Below are 23,662 nucleotides of genomic sequence, written 5' to 3'. Positions count from 1 at the left end.
CGAAAAGCGCTGCCAGGTAAGCGCGGTTCGCTGGCATGTCGCGATGCGACCAGGCAGGCGCAGACAACTGGACCTAACCGATCGGCTGGACGCGATATTCGATCAGATTGAACGCCTGAAGGCCGGCGTCCGCGCCAAGGTTGAACATCCGTTCCGCGTGCTCAAACAGCAGTTTGGCTATACAAAGACCCGGTACCGGGGGTTGATGAAGAACACCGCCCAGATCACGACACTATTTGCTCTGGGCAACCTGTGGATGGCACGCAAGGCTTTGTGGAAGGCTTGAAACGCTCGCAGATTCAGGCCGCGAATCTCGGCAAACAGTGGTCGTCACGCTTCAAAAGCCAGACGACCAACCTGCCAGCAGACTCTCATGGCTGATACGACGCAAGTGGCAAACGGCCAACTCTCTGAAAACGAGTTGTGCAGACCTTCCTTAGTGCGTTACGTGGGTATTTATCGAAGCAACACTCAAGTGCGACGGTCAGATTTCAAACAATGGTCGCTGCATCTGCCTTGCACATGAACGCTGCACAGTCGCTATTCATCGTCTCTATGAGGCTCCCGGCTATGCCGATATCATCCATCAGAAACTGCTTGTCCGGAAGACGATGTACACGCAGACAATGAGGTTCGGAGGTTCTTCTACTGATCGAAACCGAAGCGTGTCTTTACCGCACATATTTATAGGGACTACGTAAAGTGAGGTAGACACGAGCGGATTCAGCGGCTTCACCGATATTTGGGTTGTTCTTCGAGATGATTTGGTGTTTTTCTGGTTCGTGACCTCGTCAAACCGAGTTCCAGCATGACCTTCCCACTGCGCTCGATCTCTAATGTCGACGTTCTTATACATCGTTTGCGATCTTAGCCGCAGACCAGCGACGTCGATCAAACGGAAACATAAAGTAGTCGCGCACGGTGAGGGGCTCGGGTTGATTGCGAAGGCCCACTTCGGGCCATTCGTCCCGTTTCGGCCAGTATGCCGTGCTGAAGATCGTGTCCCAGATGGTCGTAAAGAACCCATAGTTCCGGTGCCGGTGATGGGGCTGAGTTGAGTGATGAATTCGGTGAAACTGACCGTCTCCGATGATATATCGCAGAGGCCCAAGGTTGATGCGCGTGCTGGAGTGTGAGAGGTGCGCCTGAAAGGTAATGAGTGTCATGGCAGCAGCCGGCACCACGCCAGACTCGAAGTGGATCAGCGCGAGCGGTAATGCTACAAACAAGGCATAGATAACCGGCTCGGAAATGTGATGATTGCAATTCCACGCTGTCAGTTCGCGGATCGAGTGATGTGTAGCGTGCAAGCGCCACAGGAATGGCACGGTGTGCTGTGCTCGGTGCATCCAGTAGTAAAAGAAGTCACCGGCAATTGCGACCAAAACGCCTGAAAGGATGGCGAAAGCCGTCTTGATAACTGCGTTGTCAGAGTGAAACACTGTTGAAAGATTGACCGTCAGGAGCGGCTTGACGCCTAACCATTGCAAGCCCACAGCGTACAAGTGCCAGATTAGCGCGCCGCATCCAATCCGAATCGTCCAGTTCCTTGCGCCGCGAAGGTACGATGCGAAGCTGTATCGATAAGCCGGAAAGAATAGCTCGAGCGCGCTGCACACGGTCGCGAAGATCGAAACCAACTTAAACGAATTCAAAAGAAAGTCGGTCATTTGATTGACATCGAGAACATGCATTGATTTGCTCCGTCGAACAGGCCAAATACGCTGCCCTTTTCTCGGCACGCAAGATATAAACCCTCTGTCGGCTTCGTTAGGCGGTTACAGGGCGAAAGGCTATCTATTGGCAGCACGGTACGATAAATCAGGTCAATCATTCGGGAAGATAGTGCATCTCTATCCGACAACCCAGATAGGTGTCTCTCCCAAGCTAAATTAACCGTGACGACTCGCAGCGTTCGGTTGGTACAGTCTACTCGTTGACAACACGGGCTGGATGGTAAGGATTTTCTGAAAATATTGTCGTCATAGGTGCAATAAGATTCATTCGCGCGATTTTGCCAGCGGCCAACTTGTCACGCCGCGCGTGTGCGAATTTTCGTTCTCGCCGATCTGAGTTATGCAACCGCATCCGTGGCCTGCTGAGCTTTGAAACCATCCCGAGAAAACTTCTTTCGGGAGACAAAACAAATTGAGGAATGGCGATGACTGCGGTCATCCAAGTATTCGAACAGTCCGCCTTCGCGTCCTGATGGGTCCCCTCGGGCGGCGTGAATGTTCGTTCGTCGAGCCGATGAAGAAGCTTTCCGTTGGGCGGGGCATTGACGTTAGGCGAGATTGTCCGGCCAGGAGAGGCGGGTACAGTCCGCTGCTGATAAAGCGCTCAGGCAACAATGAATTGGAAAGCATTCCTCGTAATAGAGGGTGAATGTAGCGTAGGCTCGACCACGAGCGCGGTCGACGGCTGCTGCAGCGAGGGCGGGACTGGAGACCTCATTGCTTGATCGATGCGGTAAGGGGATGGATCATTCAAAGCTCCCGCGAAGGCAACGCGACTAGCGACCTGACGATCAAAAAGCATTCTCAGTCTCCCGATACCTATCGCCGCAAACGGATCAGCAGATCCGCGGCAGTTGCTCGCCCGAAAGCCAGTCGACGATGCGCCGTCCGCCGAATTTCGTTTCGATCTGCACGAAGCTGTGGGCGTCGTCGACCACCTCACCAATGCAAACCGCCGCCGCGCCCAACGGATGTGCGCGCATCGCGGCGAGCAGTTGCGGCGCGTCGGCGCTTGCGCAGATTGCAACTAGCTTGCCTTCGTTGGCGACATAAAGCGGATCGAGGCCGAGCAGCTCACACGCCGCAGCGACTTGCGGCAGCACGGGAATTGCGCGCTCCTGAATGTGCATCCCGACACCCGACTGGCTGGCGATCTCGTTGAGGGTCGTGGCCAGTCCGCCGCGAGTCGGGTCGCGCAGAACGCGCACACCGGGCGCGACGGCAACCATGTCCGCCACGAGCGTGTGTAGTGCGGCGCTGTCCGAGCGGATCTCCGTGTCGAAGCCCAGGCCCTCGCGTTGCGACATGATCGCCACGCCGTGCTCGCCGATAGTGCCCGAGAGCAGCACAACGTCGCCGGGCCGCGCCTGCGCGCCATCAATGTGAATGCCCGAGGGCACGACGCCGATCCCGGTCGTGGTGATGAACACGGCATCGCCCTTGCCGCGCTCGACGACCTTAGTGTCGCCCGTCACGATCGGAGCGCTGCAAGCGCGCGACGCAGCAGCCATTGACTCGACGATGCGGAGCAGATCCGCCATCGGGAGGCCCTCCTCCAGGATGAAGCTCGCGCTGAGATACGAAGGCCGTGCGCCCGCCATCGCGATGTCGTTGACGGTGCCGTGCACGGCGAGGCTGCCGATGTCGCCGCCGGGAAAGAAAAGCGGCGAGACGACGTGCGCGTCGGTGGTCATCACGATGCGCTCGCCGGGCCCGGGCCCGGGCGCGAGATGCGCGAAGGTGGCCTGGTCGTTGCCTTGGCGCAGCCATTCGTTATCGAAGCTCGCGACGAACAGCTCGCGGGTCAATTGTGCCGATGCGCGGCCACCCGCTCCGTGGCCCATGTCGATGCGGCCGTCGCGAAAGTCTAGGGGCCGCACGTAGGCGGGCTTCACCGGGGATGTGTGGACTGGGCTCATGCTTCGACGACTCGAATGTCCTTCGAGCGACCATAGGAATAGTGCGCGGCGCAAGAGCCTTCGCTGGACACCATGCACGAGCCCATGGGATTCTCGGGCGTGCAGACCGTGCCGAACATTGTGCAGTCGCGCGGGTGTTTTAGACCTCGCAGGATCGCCCCGCACTCGCATTTGAGGTGATCGGCGACCGGCCGGTAGACGAGTTCATAGCGGACCTCGGCGTCGTAGCGCGCGTACTTCGGGCGAATGCGCAGCCCGCTCAATGGGACCTCGCCTAGGCCGCGCCACTCGAACGACTCCCGCGTTTCGAACACCTCCTGTATGAGCGCCTGCGCGGCGGCGTTGCCCGCGCGTGTGACAGCGCGCGTGAACTCGTTCTCGACCTCCGCGCGACCATCGTTGACTTGACGCACCAGCATGAGGATCGCCTGCAGCACGTCGAGCGGCTCGAACCCGGCAATCACGACCGGCTTGCGATACCTCTGCGCGAACGCCTCGTAAGACGCCGAGCCGATCACAACACTCACGTGCGCGGGACCGACAAAGCCGTCGAGCAGCACCGGGTTCGCGTCGGCGGACGGCTCGGCGAGCAGATGTGTCATCGCCGCGGGCGTGAGTACATGGCAGCACAGCACGCTAAAGTTCTCCGCGCCGCAGTCTGCGGCTTCACTCACGACGAGCGCGGTAGGCGGCGCAGTGGTCTCGAAGCCGATTGCAAAAAAGACGACCTCGCGTTCCGGATGCTCGCGCGCGATGCGCAGCGCGTCGTGCGGAGAATACACAAGGCGGATGTCCGCCCCGCGCGCCTTGGCCCGCTGGAGCGATAGACCGCACGAGGCAGGCACGCGTATCGTGTCGCCATACGTGCAGAGGATCACGTCGTGTTCGAGCGCGAGGCGAATCGCGAGATCGATGCGCCCGATCGGCAAAACGCAAACTGGGCAGCCGGGACCGTGGATCATCAACACGTTACCGGGTAGAAGATCGGCCACGCCGAAGCGGGAAATGGCGTGCGTGTGACCGCCGCAGAACTCCATGAAGTGATAGCGGCGTTCGGTCAGCGTCTCCGCCTGAATGCGCCCAGCAATGCGCGCGGCGAGTTCGTCGTCGCGGAATTCGTCGACGTACTTCATTGCGCCGTTCCCGACTGGACGATGGGTGTGTCGCCAAGCGACCGAGCGACCTCGCTGAACAGCGCGAGCGTGCGCTCGGCCTCTTCGGGATCGATCATGCCAAGCGCGAAGCCGACATGCACGATCACGAAGTCCCCTAGGCGCACGTCGGGTACGAGCGCGAGTGAGACCGTCTTTCGAACGCCCCCGAGCTCGACGACGCCCGTTTCGGCGTCGGACCGGTCGATGAGCTGTGCCGGCATGGCTAGACACATGGACTGACTCCTCTTGCGGTCGTAGGCATGGACAACATCTGCGGACCATATGCGGCAACCCAAGCCTGGCCAAGCGCTAGCCCGGCGTCGCCGCAGGGCACCGTGTCGGGCATGAGGGTGCGCACGCCGTGCGCGGCGAGCGACTCCCGTATATGCGCAGTGAGCAGCCGGTTAGCAAAGCAGCCGCCGCCAAACAGAACGGCGCGCCCCTCCGCGGCAAGCGCGGCCCATTGGGCGAGCGCCTTGGCTAGCGCAACATGAAAGACGGCCGCGCCGCACGCGGCTTCGCCGGAGTCCGCGAGCATGAGCAACTTGACGAGGAGCGGACGAAGGTCGAGCTCGCCGTTGTCCGCGATGCGCCACAGGCCCGCCACATCGGGGGCCTCGTGCGCGACGAGGTAGCCGCTCGCGAGCCTTTCGAGCGCGATGGCCGCCTCGGATTCGGCGCGCTGGCGCAGGCACACGCCGAGCAGTCCCGCCGCCGCATCGAACCAGCGACCCGCACCGGTGCTAGGCGGGCAATTGAGGCCGCGCGCGAGCATGACGCCGACCGTGCGCGCCGCGGTCGCCCCCACGGCGGCCGAGAGTCGCGGCCCGATTTCGCCGCTGCGCCCGAGCGCGTGCAGGGCGGCGGCGGCCATTCGCCAAGGCTCGCGCGCCGCGACGTCGCCGCCGGGTAGCGCGAGTGGCGTGAGACTGCCGAGGCGCCGCCAGCAGGCGGGCGCCACCTCCAGCAGCTCACCGCCCCATGCGGCGCCGTCCGTGCCGAAGCCCACGCCGTCGAGCGCGAGGCCGATCACGGGCTCGCGCAGCCCATGCTCGGCCGCAACCGCGCCAATATGCGCGTGATGATGCTGGACGCCGACGGTCGGCACGCCAAGCCGCTCACCCAATTCGAGCGCGACGCGCGTGCTGTAGAAGTCGGGATGCAGATCGTGCGCGATCATGCGCACGGGCTGCCCCGCGCGCTCGGCGCTCTCAACAAGCGCCGCCACCGATGTGTCGAGCGCCACACAGTGCTCCGGATCGTCGAGATCGCCGTGTAGCATCGACCAGTGAACGTCGCCGCCGATGCACAGGCACGCAGCGTTCTTCAGCCATGCGCCGGTGGCGAGCACCGTCTGTTCGCCGAGGGTATGGGGTAGGTTCTGCACACGCGCCGTCATGCCTCGCCTCCGGCGCGATGCTTTCGCGCACGCTGCGCCGCAAGGTTGCTCTCCAGCACGCCAATGCGCTCGGCAATCGAGTCGCGCGCACTCGTGATCCAGTCGAGCCACGCATCGAGGCCTTCGCCCGTCGTGGCCGAGAGCCAGATCACTTCGAGGAACGGATTCACGCGGCGCGCATACGCGATGCACTGCTCGACGTCGAACTGTACATAAGGCAGCAAGTCGATCTTGTTGACGATCATGAGGCGCGCGGCGGCGAACATGTCGGGATACTTGAGCGGCTTATCCTCGCCCTCCGTTACCGAGACGATCACGACCTTCGCCTCCTCGCCGAGGTCCCACAGCGCGGGGCAGACGAGATTGCCTACGTTCTCGATGAAGAGCACGCTGCACGGGGCGTCGTGCGTGAGCGGTACGTATTCACGCTCGTGCTTTTGGTCATGGTAAAGGCGATGATCGTGCAACGGAAGCCGTCCGAAGGCCGCGGCGATCATCGCGGCGTCGAGATGGCAGCCCTTTCCCGTGTTCACCTGGATCGCGGGCGCACCGGCCGCGCGGATGCGCTCGGCGTCGTTTGCCGTCTGCTGGTCGCCCTCAATCACACCGATGGGCAAGCTGGGTATGCGCTCGCGCAGCGCGGCGATCGACGCACACAGCAGGGTCGTTTTCCCCGAGCCCGGACTCGACACTAGATTGAGCGCACGCACGCCATGCTGCGCGAAGTGCCGCCGGTTGACGGCGGCATGGCGATTGTTTTCGCCTAGCACGTCGTGCTCGAGCTTGATGGTGCGGCCCTGGTCTAGGCCGGGCACCGTGAGGCCCGCGGGCCCGAGGCCGTAGTGCAGGTCTTTGCCCGCTGGCGTCCGGTGGGAGTGGGAATGAGTGTCGGACTGGCCCTGCGCGTGCGCGCACTCGTGCCCCTGAGCGGTGTTTTGCCGATCGCCTGTGGTGGTGCACCCGCATCCTATGCACATGTTGCTTCTCCTTGCGCTAATCCGATGATTGTCAGGCATCGTCGACGATCAGATCGACGATGCGCAACTCTGTGCCGCCGTTCGGCTGGAGCCAGTAACCGCCGCAGTGCGCGCAGGGGGCGCCCCGCGTGGCCAGCGCCACGGTCGCGTTGCAGTTCATGCACCACGCGCTTCCCGAAGGTTCGTCGATCTCGACGCGTGCGCCGCAAAGGCAGGTGCCGGGCGCGATCGCTTCGAGGGCGAAGCGCAGCGTCTCGACATCGACGCCAGCGAGGCGTCCGACTTCAAGCCTCAGCACCTTCACGCGGACAAAGTTCTCACGCTCGGCTGCCGCTTCGACCAACGCAAGCACGCCGCCGGCCAGACTTACTTCATGCATACCTTGGCTTCCATTCAGCTCAAGTATTCGGGGCCTTGTCTCGATCCTTGTGCTCACGCGCCGTCCGTGTCGACCACATAGGCGACACAGGGATCGAACGCGCCCATCCACGCGCCTACGCGCGCGGCGAACGTTCCATCGCCGCACGCCGGATCCAGTCGCGACAAGGCTTGCGCGAGCGTGCCTTGGCCGTGGAAATTCCACTCAGTCGGCGCGACCACGCGATAGTCCTCGATGCGCGCCGCATCGCCTGGCGCGAGGCGCACCCAATGGAGCAGCACGCCGCGCGACATCTCGCACCAGCCGAGCGCCTCGCCGGGCGCGCACGTTCGCGCGCCAAAGCGAAGCGCACTTGGCCCGTCGTCGCCCGCTGCCAGCCGCGCCACCTCCGCGACGCGCGCGCCAATCCGCAGCCAAGGCGTGTCGTATTCCAACGCGCGCGGATCGTCGCTACGTGTCCACACGCCGGTCTCCGCGGGCAGGCCGCGTTGTACGGGCGCGTGCGCGAACACCGGACTCTCGGCAATCGCCGCGGCCAGTTCGCTTAACCGCGTTTCGTCGATGATGAGCGGCCGCGGCGTAGCGCGCATCGTATCGGCGTGCGCGCGGCAGGCTGCCAGCAACCGGGCCGGGAACGTCGCGGCTCGTGCGCACCACGCCGCTAAGCAGCCACGCGGATCGTCCGTCCAGTGCGCGAGCCACTTTTGCGCAGGCATGCCCAGAACGTGCCGCTCCAGCCAGTCGGAGGAGTCAACCGACTCGACGTCGGGCAGCGTATGCGGCGCGGCGGCGGCCAGCCGCACCGGCCAGTCGGTCCACATGCAGCGAAGATGCACGGCAAGCGTCTCACGCATGAGCATTGCGGCATGAGCGGCGTTGGTCACATCGTCGCGTTTGTGCTCCACTGAAGCGCCCGCTGCGCCGAGGGCAAGTTCTGCGCAGAGCCTATGTGCGAGTCCGCACAACGAGAACAGCGCCGACAGCCGCGCCGCAGCGGTTGCTACCGGTTGCCCGCGCAGCAGCGCGGCGGCCAGTGGTGGGCGCCCGCCCGCAATGCTGTCGTGCCGGCCGGGGCGCACCCGGTACTGTGCGGCCAATGCTGCCAGCATCGCCGCGGTCATGGAGCGCTCGCGAACGCGGCCGGCCGCCGCAGGAGCGCATGACGCGACACGCGCGGGACACCGCCCGATGTGGCGCTCTTCTGTCTGGGGAATTCGAGCATCGGCAAAAAGAGCGAGCAGCACGCATAGGTTCCGACGTCTTGCGCGTGCGCGCCGAGCCATTTGAAATCGACGTCGCCAACGCGCAAGTGCGCTTTACCGGCCGGCCGCGGACATTCCACCGAGTCCCGCACCGCGCCGGGTAACGAGAGGGGCCTCATGGACCATGGCGTGATCGGCATCCCGAACCAACCGCATCGGGCCCCGGTCTCGCCGGGCACCGGGTCAAAGCCGGTCCCCTCGATACGCAAGGCGAGTTTCACGACCGGCATGTCAGGCATCGCACTGGTTGCGGCCGTTTCGAAGTGCGCTACAAGCCTAGCCACCCTTGGATCGCCGTGTATGACCTTTCGCTGGATTGCACGCACGGTCAATCCGCGTCCCACAAGAAAAATGACCTGATCCGGCGCGCGGCCATAAACGCGGCAGCGCCAGTGCGCCTGAAGCGTCGCGAACCTCGCGTGCGGAGGAATCTGCAAGACCGGATCGCCTTGTTCGGGATGGTGGATCCACCAGCAGAACTTGCATTCGAGGCACGTGTGCGTCGCGATTGGGCTGCTGGCGCCGAGATGGCAGCCCTCGAATTGCTTCGTTCGCTCGTCCATCGTCACGCCTCACCCATCCAGTCGATCAACTGGGTCAAGCGCTCGCGCGAATCCGCGAGGTCTTCCGGCGCGGCGCGCACGACCTCTGGCAGATCGGTGATCTCGATCGTGTTCAGGATCAGCATGTCCTGCGAGTTGAAATATGCAACACGCCAGCAGTTCGCGATCGCCGTGCTGCCCACCCGGCAATTTCCGTAGCCGCGCGACAAGATCTGCACCGCGCCTTCGCCCAGCACGGCGTCGATCAGTTGCTGATCCCCCGGCGACAATGGCAGGAGCGTTAGGTTGACGATGTGGGGCGCATGCCCGGCGCGCCAGCGCGCGGCGGAATCGCGTACTTCGCTCAGGATCGACGGCGCGTTCATCACGTCGAGCGGCAGCATGTCCGGCAACGGCATCATCGGCTGCGCCGGGTCCTTGGGCTGGGCAAGCATCGCGGGGGCCGCGCCGATCTCGAGCCGGTCGACCGGGCGCGCGCCATTCCGCTCGACTACGCGCCACAGGCCGGCAAACACAGTCTCCTGGATCAGCCCGCCGCTCCGCTGCGCGCCGTCGACGCGCGCGCTGACCTCGCCCTCGCCCAGCACGTCGTTGAGAACGCGCAGCGTTGCTCGATCGTACGGCGTCAGATCGATGGCTTCGGACGGCGTACCAGGTTTGTATGCCGCCAGTACGCCTAATACGTTGCGAAGCACGCCGCGCGCGCCGTCGAGTGCCCGCGCATCGCAGCGCTCAGGCAGCGTCGGCGCCACATAGATGCGCATGCCTTGCGGCATCGGCAGATAGTCGAGCACCGCATCGCTCTCGGCTTGGTTTCCCGGGCGGAAAGGCGCGACGGGAATGGGAAATGGACTCATGGACACGATCAACGACCCCAAAGATTGATCGACAATTCGTGACAGCCGGGCGAAGCGCCGACGGTGCGGCCGGGAATGCCGACCCATGGCGTCCGCGTAGTCGGCTGCCCGAGCGCATGTGCGAGGTTTGCCACGTAGTCATTCCAGTCCGTCATACTGGAGAGCCTCGTGACATAAGCGCCGGCGTGCAGCCACAGCAACGTGGACCACGGCCACCGCCACACGCGGCGCGCGAGCTCGGGCAGCACCACGGCCACGTCGAGGAAGTCGGGAAAGCGCGTCCCGTCGGCCGTGAGCAACGCTACGCATTCGCCGCCGTCCACAACCCAATCGCCTACCTTTCGTTCGTCCACGGACACGGCGTGTCTGCCATCAGTTAGCCGCTGCACCACGGACGTCGCGTCAAGCGCGGTACCGTTCGTATTTGTCATGGCGATTCCTCGGAGGACCCGTGACGGCCATACGCCGGTTGCGCGCTGGAGGTCAACTGGGTCAAATCGTCCACGCCGAGCGCGGACGGCAATTCAAAATTCGGGCTCGCTCGGGCCATGGCGGCATCTCCCTTCAGCGCCAGTTCCACGAGCGAGAGCGTCGCGTCGATTTCTGCCGCGCGTGTCCCGTCGAGCTTCTCGCGCGCCGTGTCGAGAAAAACCAGCAGCCATTCACCGGCGCTGCATGGACCAACTAGCGAAGTGTCGATCCGGCGGTGGCCGCCGCGTCCGTGGCACAGCGCCCGCAAGCCCTGCACCTCGACCACCCGCATCGGCACGCCTATGCACACGACGGCGGCTCCTTGCGGCGCATACGCAGCAGCACGCGCTCGTCGCCGGTGCGGCACGCATTGGCCTCGCTGGGCCGCTCGCCTTCGTAGCGCGAAAGCGCGAGATGCGGCAGCGTGACCGCATCGTCGGCATGTAACGGGGTGTGACGCGGCGTGGGCTCTCCGCCCCATGCGGCAAGGCGCTCGAGGCCAAGTTCGAGCGCGCGCTCGAGCGATGCTTTAATGGTGGGTCGCAGGCTGCCACCGAAATCGGCCACTTCGTCCGGCTGGCAGCCGATCAGCAGCACGCGGCGTGGATACCGGCCTGTCAGGCGCGCGAGCATTAGTACCTCCTGGAAGCCGGTCTGGTGCAGGCTCATCTTGCGCACGCCGAGGAACGCCGGTACGTCGTCATCCTCAACGATCTTCAGCGTGCCCGGCGCGAGACCGTAATCGACCGCGTCGAAAATGAGCAGACTGTCGGCCGCCTGGACGTACTGGACCAGACACAGCCCTTGCGTGCCGCCGTCTATGAGGCTGACGTGCTGGGCAAACTCGAAGTGCTGCTCAAGCGCCTCGATACAGCGCACGCCAAAACCCTCGTCGGCCCACAGCAAGTTGCCGATGCCGAGTACGACGATGGCAGGCACGCCGGTTTTTGGGCAAGTCAGCATTGCAACCTCACTTCCTGAACGTACGGTAGCCCGATATCATCGTGCCGACCATGTTCTGGCGGGCCATGATGTCTTCGCGGATCGCCATATAGACATGCACGATAACGAACATCATGATCGCCCACATGCCGAGGCGATGCCACGTGTGCACGGTCTGCGACTGGCCGATCAGCGTGGATACCTGGCCAAACGCAATCTGCTGCCAAGAGCCGGCCTGCGCGCCTTCGCCATACAGTTCGAAACCGGTCACGATCATGAAGAGTGAGATCAGCAAGAACACGAAAAACATCGCAAATCGCGATAACGGATTGTGCCCGCTGAACTGGCGCGGCGTGGGCCCGAGGAACGAGTAGTAACGCAGCATGGTGAGCATGTCTATCCAGTACTCGCGCGAGAATACCGGCACCCAGAACATTTCGCGCGCATGGCGATTGCCGACAATCGCCCAATACGCGCGGCCCGCAAGCCCGATTGCGAACAGGTAGGCCGCGGTGAAATGCACAAAGCGGATATAGCCCATCAGAAAATTCGCGCTCGCCTCGCCGGGCTGTGTGAGAAGCGGGGCGCCGATAAGATAGCCGGTCAACGCCAGCACTACGATCGACACTGCGTTTATCCAGTGCCAGACGCGTACCGGCGCTTCGTACACGTAAATTGCCTCGGTGGACGAAACAAAGTCAGCCGCCTTTTCGCATCGAGAATACGATTGCATCGTCATCATCCTTTCCTGCCGCGCGGCGCCGGCGAGCGCAGGCGCTGTGGCGGCCTGGTGGGGTTATCGCACAGTCACGGCGGTCATTTCCGCACCGTCCGCGTTCATCACGTGCGTCGAGCAAGCCATGCAAGGGTCGAACGAGTGCAGCGACCGCAGGATCTCGACGGGCTGCTCGACGTTCGCCACGGGCATGTCCATGAGGCTCGCTTCGAACGCGCCGATCTGCCCTTTCGCGTCGCGCGGGCTGCCGTTCCACGTGCTCGGAACGACGCACTGGTAGTTCTCAATGCGACCGTCCCTGATCCTGATCCAGTGGCCGAGCGCGCCGCGCGGCGCGGCGACCGCGCCCACGCCCTTCGCCTCGGCTGGCCACGTCGAAGGGTGCCACTTGTCCAGGTTCGCGGTCGAGGTATCGCCGTTGCGGATGTTTTGTAAGAGGCTTTGCCAGTCGTCCGCCATCATCTCGGAGCAATACTCCGCTTCAAGCGCGCGGGCGAGCGTGCGGCCGATGGTGGTCGGCAGCAGTTGCTTCACGCCAAGCGAGCTTTCCGGCAAGCCGAGCAGCTTTGGCATGCCCTGGTTCACGGCAAGGAGGGAGGCCTCAATCTGTTCCTTCATACGGCCGCAATGCGGATTGCTCTGCTCCGCGTGTGCGTAGCCGAGGATGTAGCGCGCGAGCGGTCCGACTTCCATCGCGTGCCCCCGCCAGCGCGGCGACTTGATCCACGAGTACTTTGCGCTCTCGTCGATCGACTCGATTGCGGTGCGCGTGCCCTTCGTGTTGGGTCCGAGCTCGTAGTGCGGTTCGGTAATGCCGTCCCAAGGATGCAGCCCGCGGTAGTTGTCAGGGTATTGATACCAGGAGTGGGCGACAAATTCCTGCACTTGCTCGGGGTCGCGCGGATCAACCGGCAGGAGCGTGTTCCAGTCGCCGTTGATGATGGCTCCGCCCGGCATCTGGTTGGTGGATGGGTTGTAGTTGACGAGCGGATACGCGCCGTAGTCCATCACGTTGGTTGCGGCTAGGCCGCCGCCATGCAACCAGCCGCGTGCTTTGTAGATCGTGCCGATTGCAAGCAGATCGGGCACATAGACGTTGCGGCAGAAGGTGATCGCATCGTCGATGAGCGACTTGACGAAGTTTAGGCGCTCGATGTTGATGGGTGCGCCGGCCGCTAGGTCGCTGCCGATATTGATCGCGCAAGGCACGCCCCCTACGAGGTAGTTCGGGTGCGGATTCTTGCCGCCGAAGATCGCGTGGATCTTGACCCACTCCTTTTGCATGTCGAGCGCTTCGAGGTAGTGCGTCACGGCCATCAGATTCGCTTCCGGCGGCAGCGCGTACGCGGAGTTGCCCCAGTAGCCGTTCATGAACGGACCGAGCTCGCCGCTTTCGATGAACTTGCGTAGACGCGTCTGCACATTGCGGAAATAGCCCTGTGATGACATCGGATGCGCGGGCGAGATGCGCTGTTGCAACTCGGACGTTAACTTGGGGTCGGCCTTGAGCGCCGACAACACGTCGATCCAGTCGAGCGCGTGCAGGTGATAGAAGTGCACCACGTGATCGTGCACTTGCAATGTCTTCGACATGATCTCGCGGATCAGGTGCGCGTTGGGCGGAATGCGGATATCGAGCGCGTCCTCGACGGCGCGCACGGAGGCGAGCGCGTGACATCCCGTGCATACGCCGCAGATACGCTCGACGAACGCCCATGCGTCGCGCGGGTCGCGCTCCTTGAGAATGACTTCAAGGCCACGCCACATGGTGCCGCTGGAAACGGCGTTGCGGATCACGTTGTTCGAATCAACATTGACCTCGACGCGCATATGGCCTTCGATGCGTGTGACTGGATCGACGACGATCCGGCGTCCGTTCCTACCGAGCTGAAATCCTGGGTTCGAAATGGCTGTCATGGTTGCTTTTCTTTTGCGGCTTCCTGTGCTTGTCGGCTGCACCCCGACGCGAGGTGTAGCTATTGGCCGTCGCGGTCGTCCATAGAGTCCTGCTTCGACCTGGCGTGCTGAATTGCCGAAGCGGCTGCATGCGCAGCAGTGGCGGCGCCCACCACGACGGCCGCGGTAGCGCCGATCTTGTCGGCGTTCGCTTCGACTCCGAACTGATCGATCCGGGTGAGCCGATCGTAGAAGGAGCCCTTGTCCCAGAATCCTTCCTCAGAGCAGCCGATGCAGCCGTGGCCCGCCTGAATGGGGAAGCTTGTGCCGCCGTTCCAACGCACGGTCGAGCAGGCGTTGTAGGTCGTCGGGCCCTTGCAGCCGACCTTGTAGAGGCAGTAGCCGCGCCGTGCCGCTTCGTCGTCCCACGACTCGACGAACTGGCCCGCGTCAAAATGCGGACGGCGGTAGCACTTGTCGTGAATGCGCTGGCTGTAAAACATTTTCGGACGGCCTTGGCGATCCAACTCCGGTATCCGGTCGAACGTGAGCATGTAGGTGACGACGCCCGTCATCACTTCGGCGATCGGGGGGCAGCCGGGCACCTTAATGATCGCCTTGTCGGTGATCACCTTGTGGATTGGCACCGCCTGCGTCGGGTTCGGCTTTGCCGTCTGCACGCAGCCCCACGATGCACACGACCCCCACGAGATCACAGCCTTCGCGTCCTTCGACACACGGCGCAACTGATCGACGAATGGCTTGCCGCCGATAATGCAGCTCATACCGTCTTGATTCAGCGGCGGATTGCCTTCGACGGCGAGGATGTAGTTGCCACGGTACTTTGTCATCACGTTTTCGAGGATCGCCTCGGCCTGGTGTCCCGCGGCAGCCATCAAGAGGTCGTCGTAGTCGAGCGAGATCATTGAAAGCACGACGTCCTTCGCCAGCGGGTGCGCCGAGCGGATGAACGACTCTGAGCAGCAGGTGCATTCGAGTCCATGTAGCCAGAGCACCGGCGTGCGCAGTTTGGTCTCCATTGCGTGGACAATCTTCGGCATGAACGCAGGCCCGAGGCCGAGCGACGTTGTCGTCAGCGAGCAGAATTTGAGGAAGCTACGGCGCGAGATCCCTTGGCGTCGCATGACTTCATAAAACGTTTCGATCACTTTGTGGTCCCTTGATGGCGTTCGGCCCCGCGAAGCTGGCATACGACCGCGTCTTCGGGCGTCTCACTGTCGGTGAAGCATTTTGAAAATAACAAGATTCGTGCCGACCTTGCGTCGCGGGTCCTAACGAAAAAAATGTTCCGCGCCGCTTCCCATAATTGAGGCGGAAGCGGGAAGGACTACGTGCTACGCCGACAAAACCTTCTCATAGTGGCGACGGGCCGTTCGTCTGACAGAGGTCAGCCAGTACGGCATCTTCAGAGAACGAAGCAAAATATCTGGGAGGAGGTTCACGAATCAACCTATGCGCCACCTTTTCGCACGGCGTGAAACTGGAAAAATTGCCGAGAAAGCTCGATAAATTCTTCGAGTGCCTGTCTTGTTTGTCCAATTCTCGACGACATATGTCGGCGTTGTCACGTTAAGGCTAGGCTGAAAAAGTCGCCGAATTTGCGACGTCTCGGCATTGTGGAGGTGTTCAGGTCGTGACGCCGACCATATTCCAGATACACCTCGGCTTTTGGGGCGCCTTTCGTCCACTACGGACGCACTTGTGCCATCAATCGCGTGCCCGACAGGTAGAGATTGGCGCGCGCCAAAGCTATGAAGCCAGGTTCGTACTCTGTGCTAACCCTGGTAGGCACCTTCGTGAAACCCCACATCGATTGGCCACTGCGAAGACATGCTCCACGCGTGCGCGGATCCTCGACTTGTGGCAGTTCTCGCCGCGCTGCACCGTATTGACTTCACACGCGCGGTGGGTGTGCTGCTTTGCTGTGGATTAGCCTTCTGGCTGGCGTAAGCGCTGTTAGCGTAGACCTTCCGCTCCTGGCCGTGTAGCAATTGCGGCAGTGGAAGCTTTTCATGCACGTTGGCCGGTACTACGCTGTGCACCAGGCCACTCTCGCTATCCTCGTCGATGTATAGCTTCGCGCCGAAGTAGCATTGCTAGTCTTGCGCGCCTGGTGCATTTGGGGGAGCGCGAATTCTGTTCATTCTTCGTCAAATTTTGGCGCACCGATGATGGTCGCATCCACGACCGTGACGCTCTGGAGTTTCATGCCGCTCGCCACGTGGCCGACTTCGGCAATCAATTTCTCACCCAGCTTGAGGGTTTCAAGAAGACGACGAAATTTCAGCAGTGCGGTGGCAGTCTGGTACTACCTTCCAATCCAGACTCTCGCAAAGCGACGCAGCCTAGCACTAACGTAAAGAGCGTCGTCACAAGCGAAATCGGCTAGGTTGAAGCAGTGCTGGATAAAATGAAGGCGCAGCATGCGCTTCTGGTCAATAGGCGGGCGGCCATTGCCGCACCTCGGATAATACGGCTCGACCACCGCGCAAAGTTCAGCCCACACGACGAAACTGCATTCATCACGAGAAACTCATCGCGTCGCGTCCGTTTGTGGTGTGTCTCGAAAGCAGCACCTTCAGCGGCCGTCGACAGCGTCGGCGGCTTCATCCTGTTCTGTCCTCCGGATCCACCCCGATCTATAACGCTCGCAGTAGCTCTGCGGCCGACTTGATCAGCGTTGCGTGAAGTATCATTCGTGCGCTGGGAGATGTTGCATGTCCGACAACGTCGGAGATGCAACACTGCGGTTGCCGCGACAACGGAGAATTAAGGCGGCGGTTATGTCGCAACGACCGCTTAACTTCGCCCGACGCTTATCAACTCGATGCTCGTTGTGCGCTTGTGTGCAGAGTGGGGCCGTGCTGGACTAAACGATCAATGGGCCTTTACGGCGGAAGTCACTCATCGTCCTGGACCTCGACAACTGCCGGCTTACCATCTCAATGCAGTGTCGCGGTAGGGCGCTGCGTTGCGGTAAGATTCACCCCCGCATCTTGATAGCGCCGCCACGGTGCCCAAACGCTGTCGTCACCCAGTGGATGCGGCCATGCTGTGCATGCGGTGGTACATGTCCTACTCGCTATACCTCCGCAATTTTGGTTCCCCTTTCGCTCCGCCGCGGCTCTCAGATTTGTCGCCTCGATCGCCAAGAAAGCAACGCCGCGGATTGGCATTGATCTTGCGTTCCCAAGGGGCCCGGTGGAGTGCGCATCGTGCCGGGAAGACGCATCGCCCATTCCAAAAGGAGGCATCACGATGGCGTTACTGGAACGAGCCGCATGGTATGACATTGCACGTGCCACCAACTGGACCCCAAGATATGTGACGGAGTCGGAGCTCTTTCCCGATCTCATGTCTGGGGCGCAAGGCATTCCCATGGCGAGTTGGGAAACCTACGACGAGCCCTACAAGACGTCGTATCCCGAGTATGTGCGCATCCAGCGTGAGAAGGATGCTGGCGCATATTCAGTCAAGGAGGCACTTGAGCGTAGCCGCATGTTCGAGGACGCCGATCCGGGGTGGCTCTCCATTCTGAAGGCGCACTACGGTGTAATTGCGCTCGGCGAATATGCGGCGATGAGCGCCGAGGCCCGAATGGTACGTTTCGGCCGTGCGCCCGGCATGCGCAATATGGCCACCTTCGGCATGCTCGACGAGAATCGTCATGGTCAGTTGCAGCTTTACTTCCCTCACGACTACTGTCCCAAGGATCGCCAGTTCGATTGGGCCCACAAGGCGTATCACACCAACGCGTGGGGTGCGATTGCCGCGCGCAGCGCGTTCGATGACCTGTTCATGTCGCGCAGTGCGATCGAAATCGCAGTCATGCTAACCTTCGCGTTCGAGACGGGTTTTACCAACATGCAGTTTCTCGGCCTCGCGGCCAATGCCGCCGAAGCGGGCGACTTCACTTTTGCAAGCCTGATTTCCAGCATTCAGACAGATGAGTCGCGCCATGCGCAAATCGGGGGTCCCGCGTTGCAGATCCTGATCGCCAACGGCCGTAAAGAGCATGCTCAAAAGCTCGTTGATGTCGCCATCGCGCGCGCGTGGCGTCTGTTCTGCCTGCTCACGGGCTCCTCGATGGATTACGCCACGCCACTCGTGCATCGCAAGCAGTCGTTCAAGGAATTCATGCGGGAATGGATCGTAGGTCAGTTCGAACGCACCCTGATCGACCTCGGACTCGACCTGCCATGGTACTGGGAACAGATCGTTAGCGAGTTCGACTACCAGCACCATGCGTACCAATTGGCTATCTGGTTCTGGCGGCCTACCGTGTGGTGGAATCCTGCTGCCGGCATTACACCTGAGTGCCGAGACTGGCTCGAAGAAAAATATCCCGGCTGGAACGACACGTTCGGCAAAGTGTGGGATGTCATAATCGATAACCTGCTTGCCGGCAAGCCTGAGCTCACCGTTCCCGAGACGCTGCCGATCGTCTGCAACATGAGCCAGTTGCCCATCTGCGCGATCCCTGGCAATGGCTGGAATGTAAAGGACTATTCGCTCGACTACAACGGCCGCACGTATCACTTCAACTCGGAAATTGATCGCTGGGTGTTCCAGCAGGATCCCGTTCGCTACCGCAATCACCTCGCGCTCGTTGATCGCTTACTGGCTGGGCAGATCCAGCCACCCGACCTGAGGGGTGCGTTGAAGTACATGGAACTCGCACCGGGCGAAATTGGCGATGACGCGCACCATTACGCGTGGGTCAAGGCGTACTGCGACAAGCTTTACGAAGAAAAGGCTGCATGAGCGGCGATTCAATGGAGGGCGATATGGCTCTTGTCCCTGTGATTTCCAATTTTCAGTACGACTTCGTATTGCAACTCGTAACCGTGGATACCGACAATTCCATGGACGAGATCGCCGCCGCAGCATCTCAACATTCGGTGGGCCGGCGAGTAGCGCCTCAACCCGACAAGGTGATCCGCGTGCGTCGCCAAGGTAGCAAGCAGTTCTATCCGCGCAACGCGAAACTCGCCGAGACCGACATCAAGCCGATGGAAACGCTGGAATTCATCTTTTGCGATGATTGAGGGCGACATGAAATTTCGGAAAGTTTGCACTCTCGATGACCTGTGGGAAGCGGAGATGACCGAGGTGGAAGTGGATGGCCACGTGATCGTGTTGGTACGTCCCGAAGGCGGCGAGCCGCGCGGCTTTCAGGGCATTTGTCCGCACCGCGACATTCGGCTCGTTGAAGGAAAATTCGATGGCCGCGTGCTGACGTGCCGGGCTCATCAGTGGACCTTCGACGCAAATACGGGCAAAGGAATCAATCCGGGTGACTGTCGTCTCGCCGAATATGCCGTGAAGCTCCAAGGCGACGATCTTCTGATTGCCGTAGAAGGCGTTCATGCGCTCTTTGCCCATTCCTGAGTCCGCAGGGGAACACAGCATGATCGTTGACAAGACCGCTGAAGCTTACCGTAACAACCGCGTGGGTCCCGTGCTTCGCGCGAGCAGCATCACGGCCGGCGTCATCGAAGCCGCGCACGAGGACAACCCCGGCAAGGTGATCCGTGTGGACGACAAGCTCGCATATGTGCGCATCGACGCGGACGGCGAACTGATCCTATGCCGCGCGACGTTGGAGGAAGCGCTGGGTCGGCCGTTCAGGATGTCCGAACTCGAAGTCAATCTCAGCTCGTTCGCGGGCCGCATCGAGACGACCGACGAGTATGTGCGTTTCTACTACGAAAAGACGCTTTAAGGAAGGTCTGCCGAAGTCCTGGCATTGACGCCCGTTCAGCTATCTTGGAAGCATCGCGAATTAATTGGGTAGAAGTGTATTGTCGCAGTTCTCTGGATCTTTCAACCACGTGGAAATCCGAATCTTCTCGAGGCGATGCGGCGTGTTGTGCCTTGGTCGGAGCTGATTTGTGCTGATCGAGCCGCATTTATCCGCCAGGCAAAAACGGACGACCACTTTTCCCGATCGCGACGATGCCGCAAATTCGGTTTATGCAGCACGGGTTCGCTCTGTCGGACCCTGCAATGGAAGAGGCGCTGTATCGCGAGTTCCGGGGTCTCGACGGCGGCATCGTGCACTGGACCAGAGCGATCATCTGGACGCTATACACGATCACATCGACCGGCTCAAGGCAGAGACCCGTGCCAAGGTTAAGCATCCCTTTCCCATCATCAAGCGACAGTTCGGCTATGCGAGGGCCCGATATATGGGTTTGGTGAAAAAATGCTGTCCAGACGACGCGGTCTGCTCTGAGCGATTTATGGATGTTGCGCAGAGCTTTGCGAAACGCTGAAGATCTGGCCGGTGCGGTCATGTGTTTCACCGGCACGGCACCTGATGGGTGACTCTGCTGGGAAATCTCCACACAAGAATGTCGTGGCCGTTCAGACTGCGATGAGTGTGGAGTCACCGCTGCGAAAACGACCTCTGCAGACCTTTTCTTAACTGGAGACAATCATGACGCAACCAGAAGTCCTCAAGCCACTGAAAACATGGAGCCATCTGGCGGCCCGGCGGCGCAAGCCAAGCGAGTACGAGATCGTCACGACCAATCTGCACTACACGACCGACAATCCCGATGCGCCGTTCGAGCTCGATCCGAACTTCGAAATGGCGCAATGGTTCAAGCGAAACCGCAATGCATCCCCGCTGACTCGGCCCGACTGGAATGCGTTCCGCGATCCTGACGAGCTCGTCTACCGCACCTACAACATGCTCCAGGACGGGCAGGAAACGTATGTCTTCGGGCTGCTAGACCAGTTCTCCGCACGCGGTCACGACAGCATGCTCGCACACACTTGGGCGGGTACGCTCGCGCGCCACTACACGCCCGCCCGCTTCCTGTTCCATGCACTGCAAATGGGCTCGGCGTATCTGACCCAGATGGCGCCCGCTTCCACGATCTCAAACTGCGCCGCTTACCAGACAGCGGACACGCTGCGCTGGCTCACTCACACGGCGTATCGCACCAAAGAGCTGTCGCAGACGTTCGGCGACCTCGGCTTCGGCACTGACGAGCGACACTACTGGGAGGACGATCCTGCATGGCAGGGCTGGCGCAATCTCGTCGAGCACGCACTCACAGCATGGGACTGGGCGGAGAGCTTCGCCGCGCTGAACCTCGTCGCGCGCCCGGCGGTGGAAGAAACCGTTTTGCGAAGCCTCGGAGTGGCTGCGCGGCACAACGGCGATACGCTGCTCGGCCTCATCACCGATGCGCAGTTGATCGACGCCCAGCGCCATCGGCGTTGGGCCGCCGAACTCGTTCGCATGGCGCTCGAGGAGCAAAAGAACCGCGCGGTGCTGACGGCTTGGGTGAGCAAGTGGGAGCCACTCGCCGACAAAGCTATCGCGGCGTGGTGCATTGCTCTCCCCGACGCACCGGACGCCAGCGCGCGCGCGAAAGACGCCACGCGCGAGTTCAGGCGCGCCGTCGGTATATGAGTGTCGGCACGAGCCGGCGGAGCATCGAAAGCGACGTGCTTGAGTTGTCCCCATCGACGATTGCTTCGTCGTCTGTACCGACGAATGTGGGCGCCGAGAAGTCTCTACCGCAGATTCAGTCCTTGATGGCGGTCAAGACACATTCAAGCAGATGAAAATCAATCGAGAAGAGCCTGATATTCTGTAGGCAACTGAGCCGATCTCGCCGGAGCAACGGGTTGCCGGACCGGGAGCATTCTGACGCGCACCACATCCGGCGCGCGTTTTTGACCCACTATGCGATCTCTGTCGCAAGATCGTGGAGGCGCCGCCTTCGTGTCCGGATCGCGCACACTGGAGCTTCATCATGCTGAACCGGGAACAGATTGCCGCAATCCAAAACGTAACGCTAGGTTACCTCTTTGATCTCGGCGACAAGACAGTGGAGAGCGTCGGGGAACTGGCTGCATTGAACAATCAATGGACCTGCACGACGCTTGTCGATATGTTCGAACTGGTGCAAAAGTCGCTATCGTCGAAGGCGCACCGGGACTGGCTCGCGCTTCAAGACAACTTCGCTGAGCGGATGACCGAAAGGGTGCTGACGTATAGCCGTCAGGCGGTCGACATCGTGTTGGTAACACAGGCCGAGTTCGCACGAATTGTGCAGGTGCAAGGTAGCGGCTGCCGCCGTCAGGTGCAGACGATGGTGGAGGACGTCGCCAAGAATGTTCCAGTCACGAGCGCTTTGAATTCCGCGATTTCGGCTGCCGATTCTCTATGCGAAAGCCTACGGAGTACTGGTCGGCAAGAAGTTGAAGTCGCAAAAAGTAACCTTGAGGTCGGCGCGGAGGCGTCGAAGAGCACCAAACCTGTAGCTACAAATAAAACTAGCAATTAACGGGATTGCGTCCGCAAGAACGCTCGGTTATATTGACGAGGAGTCGAGATTCGTGCGTAGTACCTTGTCCTCCTTGTCCTCCTTGTCCTCCTTGTCCTCCTTGTCCTCCTTGTCCTAATTCTCGCGTGCCATCTTCGTGTGGATCCAGTGCGGAGTTATGTCGGCGCCATTTGCCAGAACATCTACTGCGTCAAGTTCGGCAAACGCCCGCAACGCGCAATCACTACACACGAGTTTGGACTCTCGGCTGCGCACACGCAACGGAGTGGGCGCCGCGCCTCCTCTTCATGAGCCAACTCGTGGCGACGTGGTCGGTGCGTTTCACATGCGACGCGTCGACGGCTAGTTTGCACCGTAAAGAGGGCGGCTCAAGGGCGAAGACTGAATTGCTGAATGATTGTGAGCACTCCGGATGCGTTATATGCACGGCCACTCGACAGAGCGCCCTGACGTGAATGGTCCGCGCCGACGAGTCAGGTCGTTTTGGTGTCGGGGGCCAGACTCCACAGCCCTTGCTGCCAAAGATCCCTGGTGGTTGCTACATAGTCGCGTGACATGATCAGATATGACGCTGCTAGTTCGGTGCAGTCACGCGCAGCCACAGCAACATCGCAAATGGCTTGCACTGCTGCAATGTCGCGCCTAATACGCTGTAACCCCAGATCGCAATTTCGTTTCAGGGTTTCGTGGTAGCTCGCCTGCATTTGCAGGGCGAGCGTGAGAGTTGCAGCGCACAGATTGAGCGATGTAATGGGTTGTACTGTCATGGCGGATTCTTAGATGTGAAGACGCGGCAGACGCCTATGGGTCCAGGTTGTGTGGAAACACCTAGACGGCGGCAACTTCGACGCAGCGGCGTCACACCGATCGGCGCGGTTTACTGTTTCTGCAATCGATCCGACAGCAACGAATTATTAGAGGGTGTTAGGCACTTTTGCTAAGGGTTGCAAAGTGAACAAGCATAAGCACGGAGAAGACGACGAAGTGCAAGCCAGCCAGAGTTTCGGGCAATCGCTCGTAGTCTCGTGCGAGTCGGCGGAA

General features: G+C 61.2%; 24 protein-coding genes and 3 pseudogenes. 8 read left to right on the top strand and 19 right to left on the bottom strand.

Annotation, left to right across the window (positions count from 1 at the left end; all coding sequences use genetic code 11):
• Positions 1 to 286 (top strand): transposase (locus tag AB3X94_RS39205; RefSeq protein ID WP_368614318.1); only part of this gene is annotated, 286 nt, incomplete at its 5' end.
• A 562-nt stretch (positions 287 to 848) separates the two neighbouring features.
• Here AB3X94_RS39205 and AB3X94_RS39200 read toward each other — a convergent pair.
• From AB3X94_RS39200 to AB3X94_RS39120, 17 genes and pseudogenes are all read right to left on the bottom strand, one after another.
• A complete protein-coding gene (locus AB3X94_RS39200) occupies positions 849 to 1,694 on the bottom strand; it encodes a sterol desaturase family protein (RefSeq protein ID WP_368593876.1) in 846 nt (281 codons plus the stop codon).
• A gap of 878 nt (positions 1,695 to 2,572) precedes the next feature.
• Positions 2,573 to 3,655: a hydrogenase expression/formation protein HypE gene (gene hypE, locus AB3X94_RS39195; protein WP_368593875.1), complete on the bottom strand. Its 1,083-nt coding sequence runs from the start codon at positions 3,653 to 3,655 to the stop codon at positions 2,573 to 2,575.
• Positions 3,652 to 4,788, bottom strand: a complete 1,137-nt coding sequence (gene hypD / locus AB3X94_RS39190) for a hydrogenase formation protein HypD (RefSeq protein WP_176112238.1) — start codon at positions 4,786 to 4,788, stop codon at positions 3,652 to 3,654. Before hypD ends, hypE begins: the two co-directional genes overlap by 4 nt.
• Positions 4,785 to 5,042 (bottom strand): HypC/HybG/HupF family hydrogenase formation chaperone, encoded by a 258-nt coding sequence (locus AB3X94_RS39185; RefSeq protein ID WP_176112237.1) that lies wholly within the window; start codon positions 5,040 to 5,042, stop codon positions 4,785 to 4,787. The genes hypD and AB3X94_RS39185 overlap by 4 nt, the downstream gene beginning before the upstream one ends.
• Positions 5,033 to 6,208, bottom strand: coding sequence for a carbamoyltransferase HypF (locus tag AB3X94_RS39180; protein ID WP_368593873.1), 1,176 nt, complete (start codon positions 6,206 to 6,208; stop codon positions 5,033 to 5,035). Before AB3X94_RS39180 ends, AB3X94_RS39185 begins: the two co-directional genes overlap by 10 nt.
• A complete protein-coding gene (gene hypB, locus AB3X94_RS39175; RefSeq protein ID WP_368593872.1) occupies positions 6,205 to 7,185 on the bottom strand; it encodes a hydrogenase nickel incorporation protein HypB in 981 nt (326 codons plus the stop codon). Before hypB ends, AB3X94_RS39180 begins: the two co-directional genes overlap by 4 nt.
• A gap of 31 nt (positions 7,186 to 7,216) precedes the next feature.
• Complete coding sequence (locus AB3X94_RS39170) at positions 7,217 to 7,564, bottom strand: hydrogenase maturation nickel metallochaperone HypA (protein WP_176112234.1); 348 nt, start codon at positions 7,562 to 7,564, stop codon at positions 7,217 to 7,219.
• A gap of 53 nt (positions 7,565 to 7,617) precedes the next feature.
• Positions 7,618 to 8,685, bottom strand: coding sequence for a nickel-dependent hydrogenase large subunit (locus tag AB3X94_RS39165; protein WP_368593871.1), 1,068 nt, complete (start codon positions 8,683 to 8,685; stop codon positions 7,618 to 7,620).
• Positions 8,682 to 9,389, bottom strand: a complete 708-nt coding sequence (hybE, locus tag AB3X94_RS39160; protein WP_368614317.1) for a [NiFe]-hydrogenase assembly chaperone HybE — start codon at positions 9,387 to 9,389, stop codon at positions 8,682 to 8,684. The genes AB3X94_RS39165 and hybE overlap by 4 nt, the downstream gene beginning before the upstream one ends.
• Positions 9,390 to 9,391: 2 nt before the next feature.
• A complete protein-coding gene (locus AB3X94_RS39155; protein ID WP_312883714.1) occupies positions 9,392 to 10,141 on the bottom strand; it encodes a hydrogenase expression/formation protein in 750 nt (249 codons plus the stop codon).
• A gap of 113 nt (positions 10,142 to 10,254) precedes the next feature.
• The gene (locus AB3X94_RS39150; RefSeq protein WP_176112230.1) at positions 10,255 to 10,677 is read right to left on the bottom strand and encodes a hydrogenase; all 423 of its coding nucleotides are present in this window, start codon (positions 10,675 to 10,677) and stop codon (positions 10,255 to 10,257) included.
• On the bottom strand, positions 10,674 to 11,009 hold the full coding sequence (locus tag AB3X94_RS39145) for a HypC/HybG/HupF family hydrogenase formation chaperone (RefSeq protein ID WP_176112501.1): 336 nt from the start codon (positions 11,007 to 11,009) through the stop codon (positions 10,674 to 10,676). The genes AB3X94_RS39150 and AB3X94_RS39145 overlap by 4 nt, the downstream gene beginning before the upstream one ends.
• An 8-nt stretch (positions 11,010 to 11,017) precedes the next feature.
• Positions 11,018 to 11,680 carry a HyaD/HybD family hydrogenase maturation endopeptidase gene (locus tag AB3X94_RS39140; RefSeq protein WP_368593869.1) on the bottom strand — a complete coding sequence of 221 codons (663 nt, stop codon included), beginning with the start codon at positions 11,678 to 11,680 and terminating at the stop codon, positions 11,018 to 11,020.
• Positions 11,681 to 11,687: 7 nt separating this feature from the next.
• Complete coding sequence (gene cybH, locus AB3X94_RS39135; protein ID WP_368593868.1) at positions 11,688 to 12,392, bottom strand: Ni/Fe-hydrogenase, b-type cytochrome subunit; 705 nt, start codon at positions 12,390 to 12,392, stop codon at positions 11,688 to 11,690.
• A gap of 63 nt (positions 12,393 to 12,455) precedes the next feature.
• The gene (locus AB3X94_RS39130; protein WP_368593867.1) at positions 12,456 to 14,312 is read right to left on the bottom strand and encodes a nickel-dependent hydrogenase large subunit; all 1,857 of its coding nucleotides are present in this window, start codon (positions 14,310 to 14,312) and stop codon (positions 12,456 to 12,458) included.
• Positions 14,313 to 14,371: 59 nt separating this feature from the next.
• Complete coding sequence (locus AB3X94_RS39125; protein WP_176112500.1) at positions 14,372 to 15,457, bottom strand: hydrogenase small subunit; 1,086 nt, start codon at positions 15,455 to 15,457, stop codon at positions 14,372 to 14,374.
• A gap of 542 nt (positions 15,458 to 15,999) precedes the next feature.
• A pseudogene (locus AB3X94_RS39120) lies at positions 16,000 to 16,922 on the bottom strand (IS5 family transposase).
• A gap of 648 nt (positions 16,923 to 17,570) precedes the next feature.
• Between AB3X94_RS39120 and AB3X94_RS39115 the strand changes: the two are divergent.
• The 7 genes and pseudogenes from AB3X94_RS39115 (at position 17,571) to phaP (ending at position 22,621) form a co-directional block, all read left to right on the top strand.
• Entirely contained in the window at positions 17,571 to 19,076 is a 1,506-nt protein-coding gene (locus AB3X94_RS39115) for a YHS domain-containing protein (protein WP_368614319.1), read from the top strand.
• A gap of 23 nt (positions 19,077 to 19,099) precedes the next feature.
• A complete protein-coding gene (locus AB3X94_RS39110) occupies positions 19,100 to 19,360 on the top strand; it encodes a toluene-4-monooxygenase system B family protein (protein WP_176112499.1) in 261 nt (86 codons plus the stop codon).
• Positions 19,361 to 19,367: 7 nt separating this feature from the next.
• Positions 19,368 to 19,703, top strand: a complete 336-nt coding sequence (locus tag AB3X94_RS39105; protein WP_368593866.1) for a Rieske 2Fe-2S domain-containing protein — start codon at positions 19,368 to 19,370, stop codon at positions 19,701 to 19,703.
• 19 nt (positions 19,704 to 19,722) lie between these two features.
• On the top strand, positions 19,723 to 20,037 hold the full coding sequence (locus tag AB3X94_RS39100) for an MmoB/DmpM family protein (RefSeq protein WP_013094443.1): 315 nt from the start codon (positions 19,723 to 19,725) through the stop codon (positions 20,035 to 20,037).
• 74 nt (positions 20,038 to 20,111) lie between these two features.
• Positions 20,112 to 20,642 (top strand): annotated as a pseudogene (locus AB3X94_RS39095) (hypothetical protein).
• 112 nt (positions 20,643 to 20,754) lie between these two features.
• Positions 20,755 to 21,741 (top strand): aromatic/alkene monooxygenase hydroxylase subunit beta, encoded by a 987-nt coding sequence (locus AB3X94_RS39090; protein ID WP_368593865.1) that lies wholly within the window; start codon positions 20,755 to 20,757, stop codon positions 21,739 to 21,741.
• A gap of 346 nt (positions 21,742 to 22,087) precedes the next feature.
• Positions 22,088 to 22,621 carry a TIGR01841 family phasin gene (gene phaP / locus AB3X94_RS39085; RefSeq protein WP_368593864.1) on the top strand — a complete coding sequence of 178 codons (534 nt, stop codon included), beginning with the start codon at positions 22,088 to 22,090 and terminating at the stop codon, positions 22,619 to 22,621.
• Between the two features lie 473 nt (positions 22,622 to 23,094).
• Here phaP and AB3X94_RS39080 read toward each other — a convergent pair whose 3' ends face one another.
• Together AB3X94_RS39080 and AB3X94_RS39075 are read right to left on the bottom strand one after the other, a co-directional pair.
• Positions 23,095 to 23,388 carry a hypothetical protein gene (locus AB3X94_RS39080; RefSeq protein WP_368593863.1) on the bottom strand — a complete coding sequence of 98 codons (294 nt, stop codon included), beginning with the start codon at positions 23,386 to 23,388 and terminating at the stop codon, positions 23,095 to 23,097.
• 157 nt (positions 23,389 to 23,545) lie between these two features.
• Positions 23,546 to 23,662, bottom strand: a pseudogene (locus tag AB3X94_RS39075) (IS5/IS1182 family transposase); the annotation flags it as partial.

This window comes from Paraburkholderia sp. BR10923 (assembly GCF_040948765.1).
Taxonomy (GTDB): Bacteria; Pseudomonadota; Gammaproteobacteria; order Burkholderiales; family Burkholderiaceae; genus Paraburkholderia; species Paraburkholderia youngii.
This window is presented reverse-complemented; position numbering and strand designations above follow the sequence as displayed.

Bases quoted from the DNA above. Each gene is read 5' to 3' on its own strand.
- hypD (WP_176112238.1), bottom strand. From the start codon at position 4,788: ATGAAGTACGTCGACGAATTCCGCGACGACGAACTCGCCGCGCGCATT.
- AB3X94_RS39115 (WP_368614319.1), top strand. From the start codon at position 17,571: ATGGCGTTACTGGAACGAGCCGCATGGTATGACATTGCACGTGCCACC.
- hypE (WP_368593875.1), bottom strand. From the start codon at position 3,655: ATGAGCCCAGTCCACACATCCCCGGTGAAGCCCGCCTACGTGCGGCCC.
- AB3X94_RS39150 (WP_176112230.1), bottom strand. From the start codon at position 10,677: ATGACAAATACGAACGGTACCGCGCTTGACGCGACGTCCGTGGTGCAG.
- AB3X94_RS39100 (WP_013094443.1), top strand. From the start codon at position 19,723: ATGATCGTTGACAAGACCGCTGAAGCTTACCGTAACAACCGCGTGGGT.
- phaP (WP_368593864.1), top strand. From the start codon at position 22,088: ATGCTGAACCGGGAACAGATTGCCGCAATCCAAAACGTAACGCTAGGT.
- AB3X94_RS39165 (WP_368593871.1), bottom strand. From the start codon at position 8,685: ATGACCGCGGCGATGCTGGCAGCATTGGCCGCACAGTACCGGGTGCGC.
- AB3X94_RS39105 (WP_368593866.1), top strand. From the start codon at position 19,368: ATGAAATTTCGGAAAGTTTGCACTCTCGATGACCTGTGGGAAGCGGAG.
- AB3X94_RS39140 (WP_368593869.1), bottom strand. From the start codon at position 11,680: ATGCTGACTTGCCCAAAAACCGGCGTGCCTGCCATCGTCGTACTCGGC.
- hypB (WP_368593872.1), bottom strand. From the start codon at position 7,185: ATGTGCATAGGATGCGGGTGCACCACCACAGGCGATCGGCAAAACACC.
- AB3X94_RS39200 (WP_368593876.1), bottom strand. From the start codon at position 1,694: ATGCATGTTCTCGATGTCAATCAAATGACCGACTTTCTTTTGAATTCG.
- AB3X94_RS39145 (WP_176112501.1), bottom strand. From the start codon at position 11,009: ATGCGGGTGGTCGAGGTGCAGGGCTTGCGGGCGCTGTGCCACGGACGC.
- hybE (WP_368614317.1), bottom strand. From the start codon at position 9,389: ATGGACGAGCGAACGAAGCAATTCGAGGGCTGCCATCTCGGCGCCAGC.
- AB3X94_RS39170 (WP_176112234.1), bottom strand. From the start codon at position 7,564: ATGCATGAAGTAAGTCTGGCCGGCGGCGTGCTTGCGTTGGTCGAAGCG.
- AB3X94_RS39180 (WP_368593873.1), bottom strand. From the start codon at position 6,208: ATGACGGCGCGTGTGCAGAACCTACCCCATACCCTCGGCGAACAGACG.
- AB3X94_RS39090 (WP_368593865.1), top strand. From the start codon at position 20,755: ATGACGCAACCAGAAGTCCTCAAGCCACTGAAAACATGGAGCCATCTG.
- AB3X94_RS39130 (WP_368593867.1), bottom strand. From the start codon at position 14,312: ATGACAGCCATTTCGAACCCAGGATTTCAGCTCGGTAGGAACGGACGC.
- AB3X94_RS39185 (WP_176112237.1), bottom strand. From the start codon at position 5,042: ATGTGTCTAGCCATGCCGGCACAGCTCATCGACCGGTCCGACGCCGAA.
- AB3X94_RS39110 (WP_176112499.1), top strand. From the start codon at position 19,100: ATGGCTCTTGTCCCTGTGATTTCCAATTTTCAGTACGACTTCGTATTG.
- AB3X94_RS39080 (WP_368593863.1), bottom strand. From the start codon at position 23,388: ATGACAGTACAACCCATTACATCGCTCAATCTGTGCGCTGCAACTCTC.
- cybH (WP_368593868.1), bottom strand. From the start codon at position 12,392: ATGCAATCGTATTCTCGATGCGAAAAGGCGGCTGACTTTGTTTCGTCC.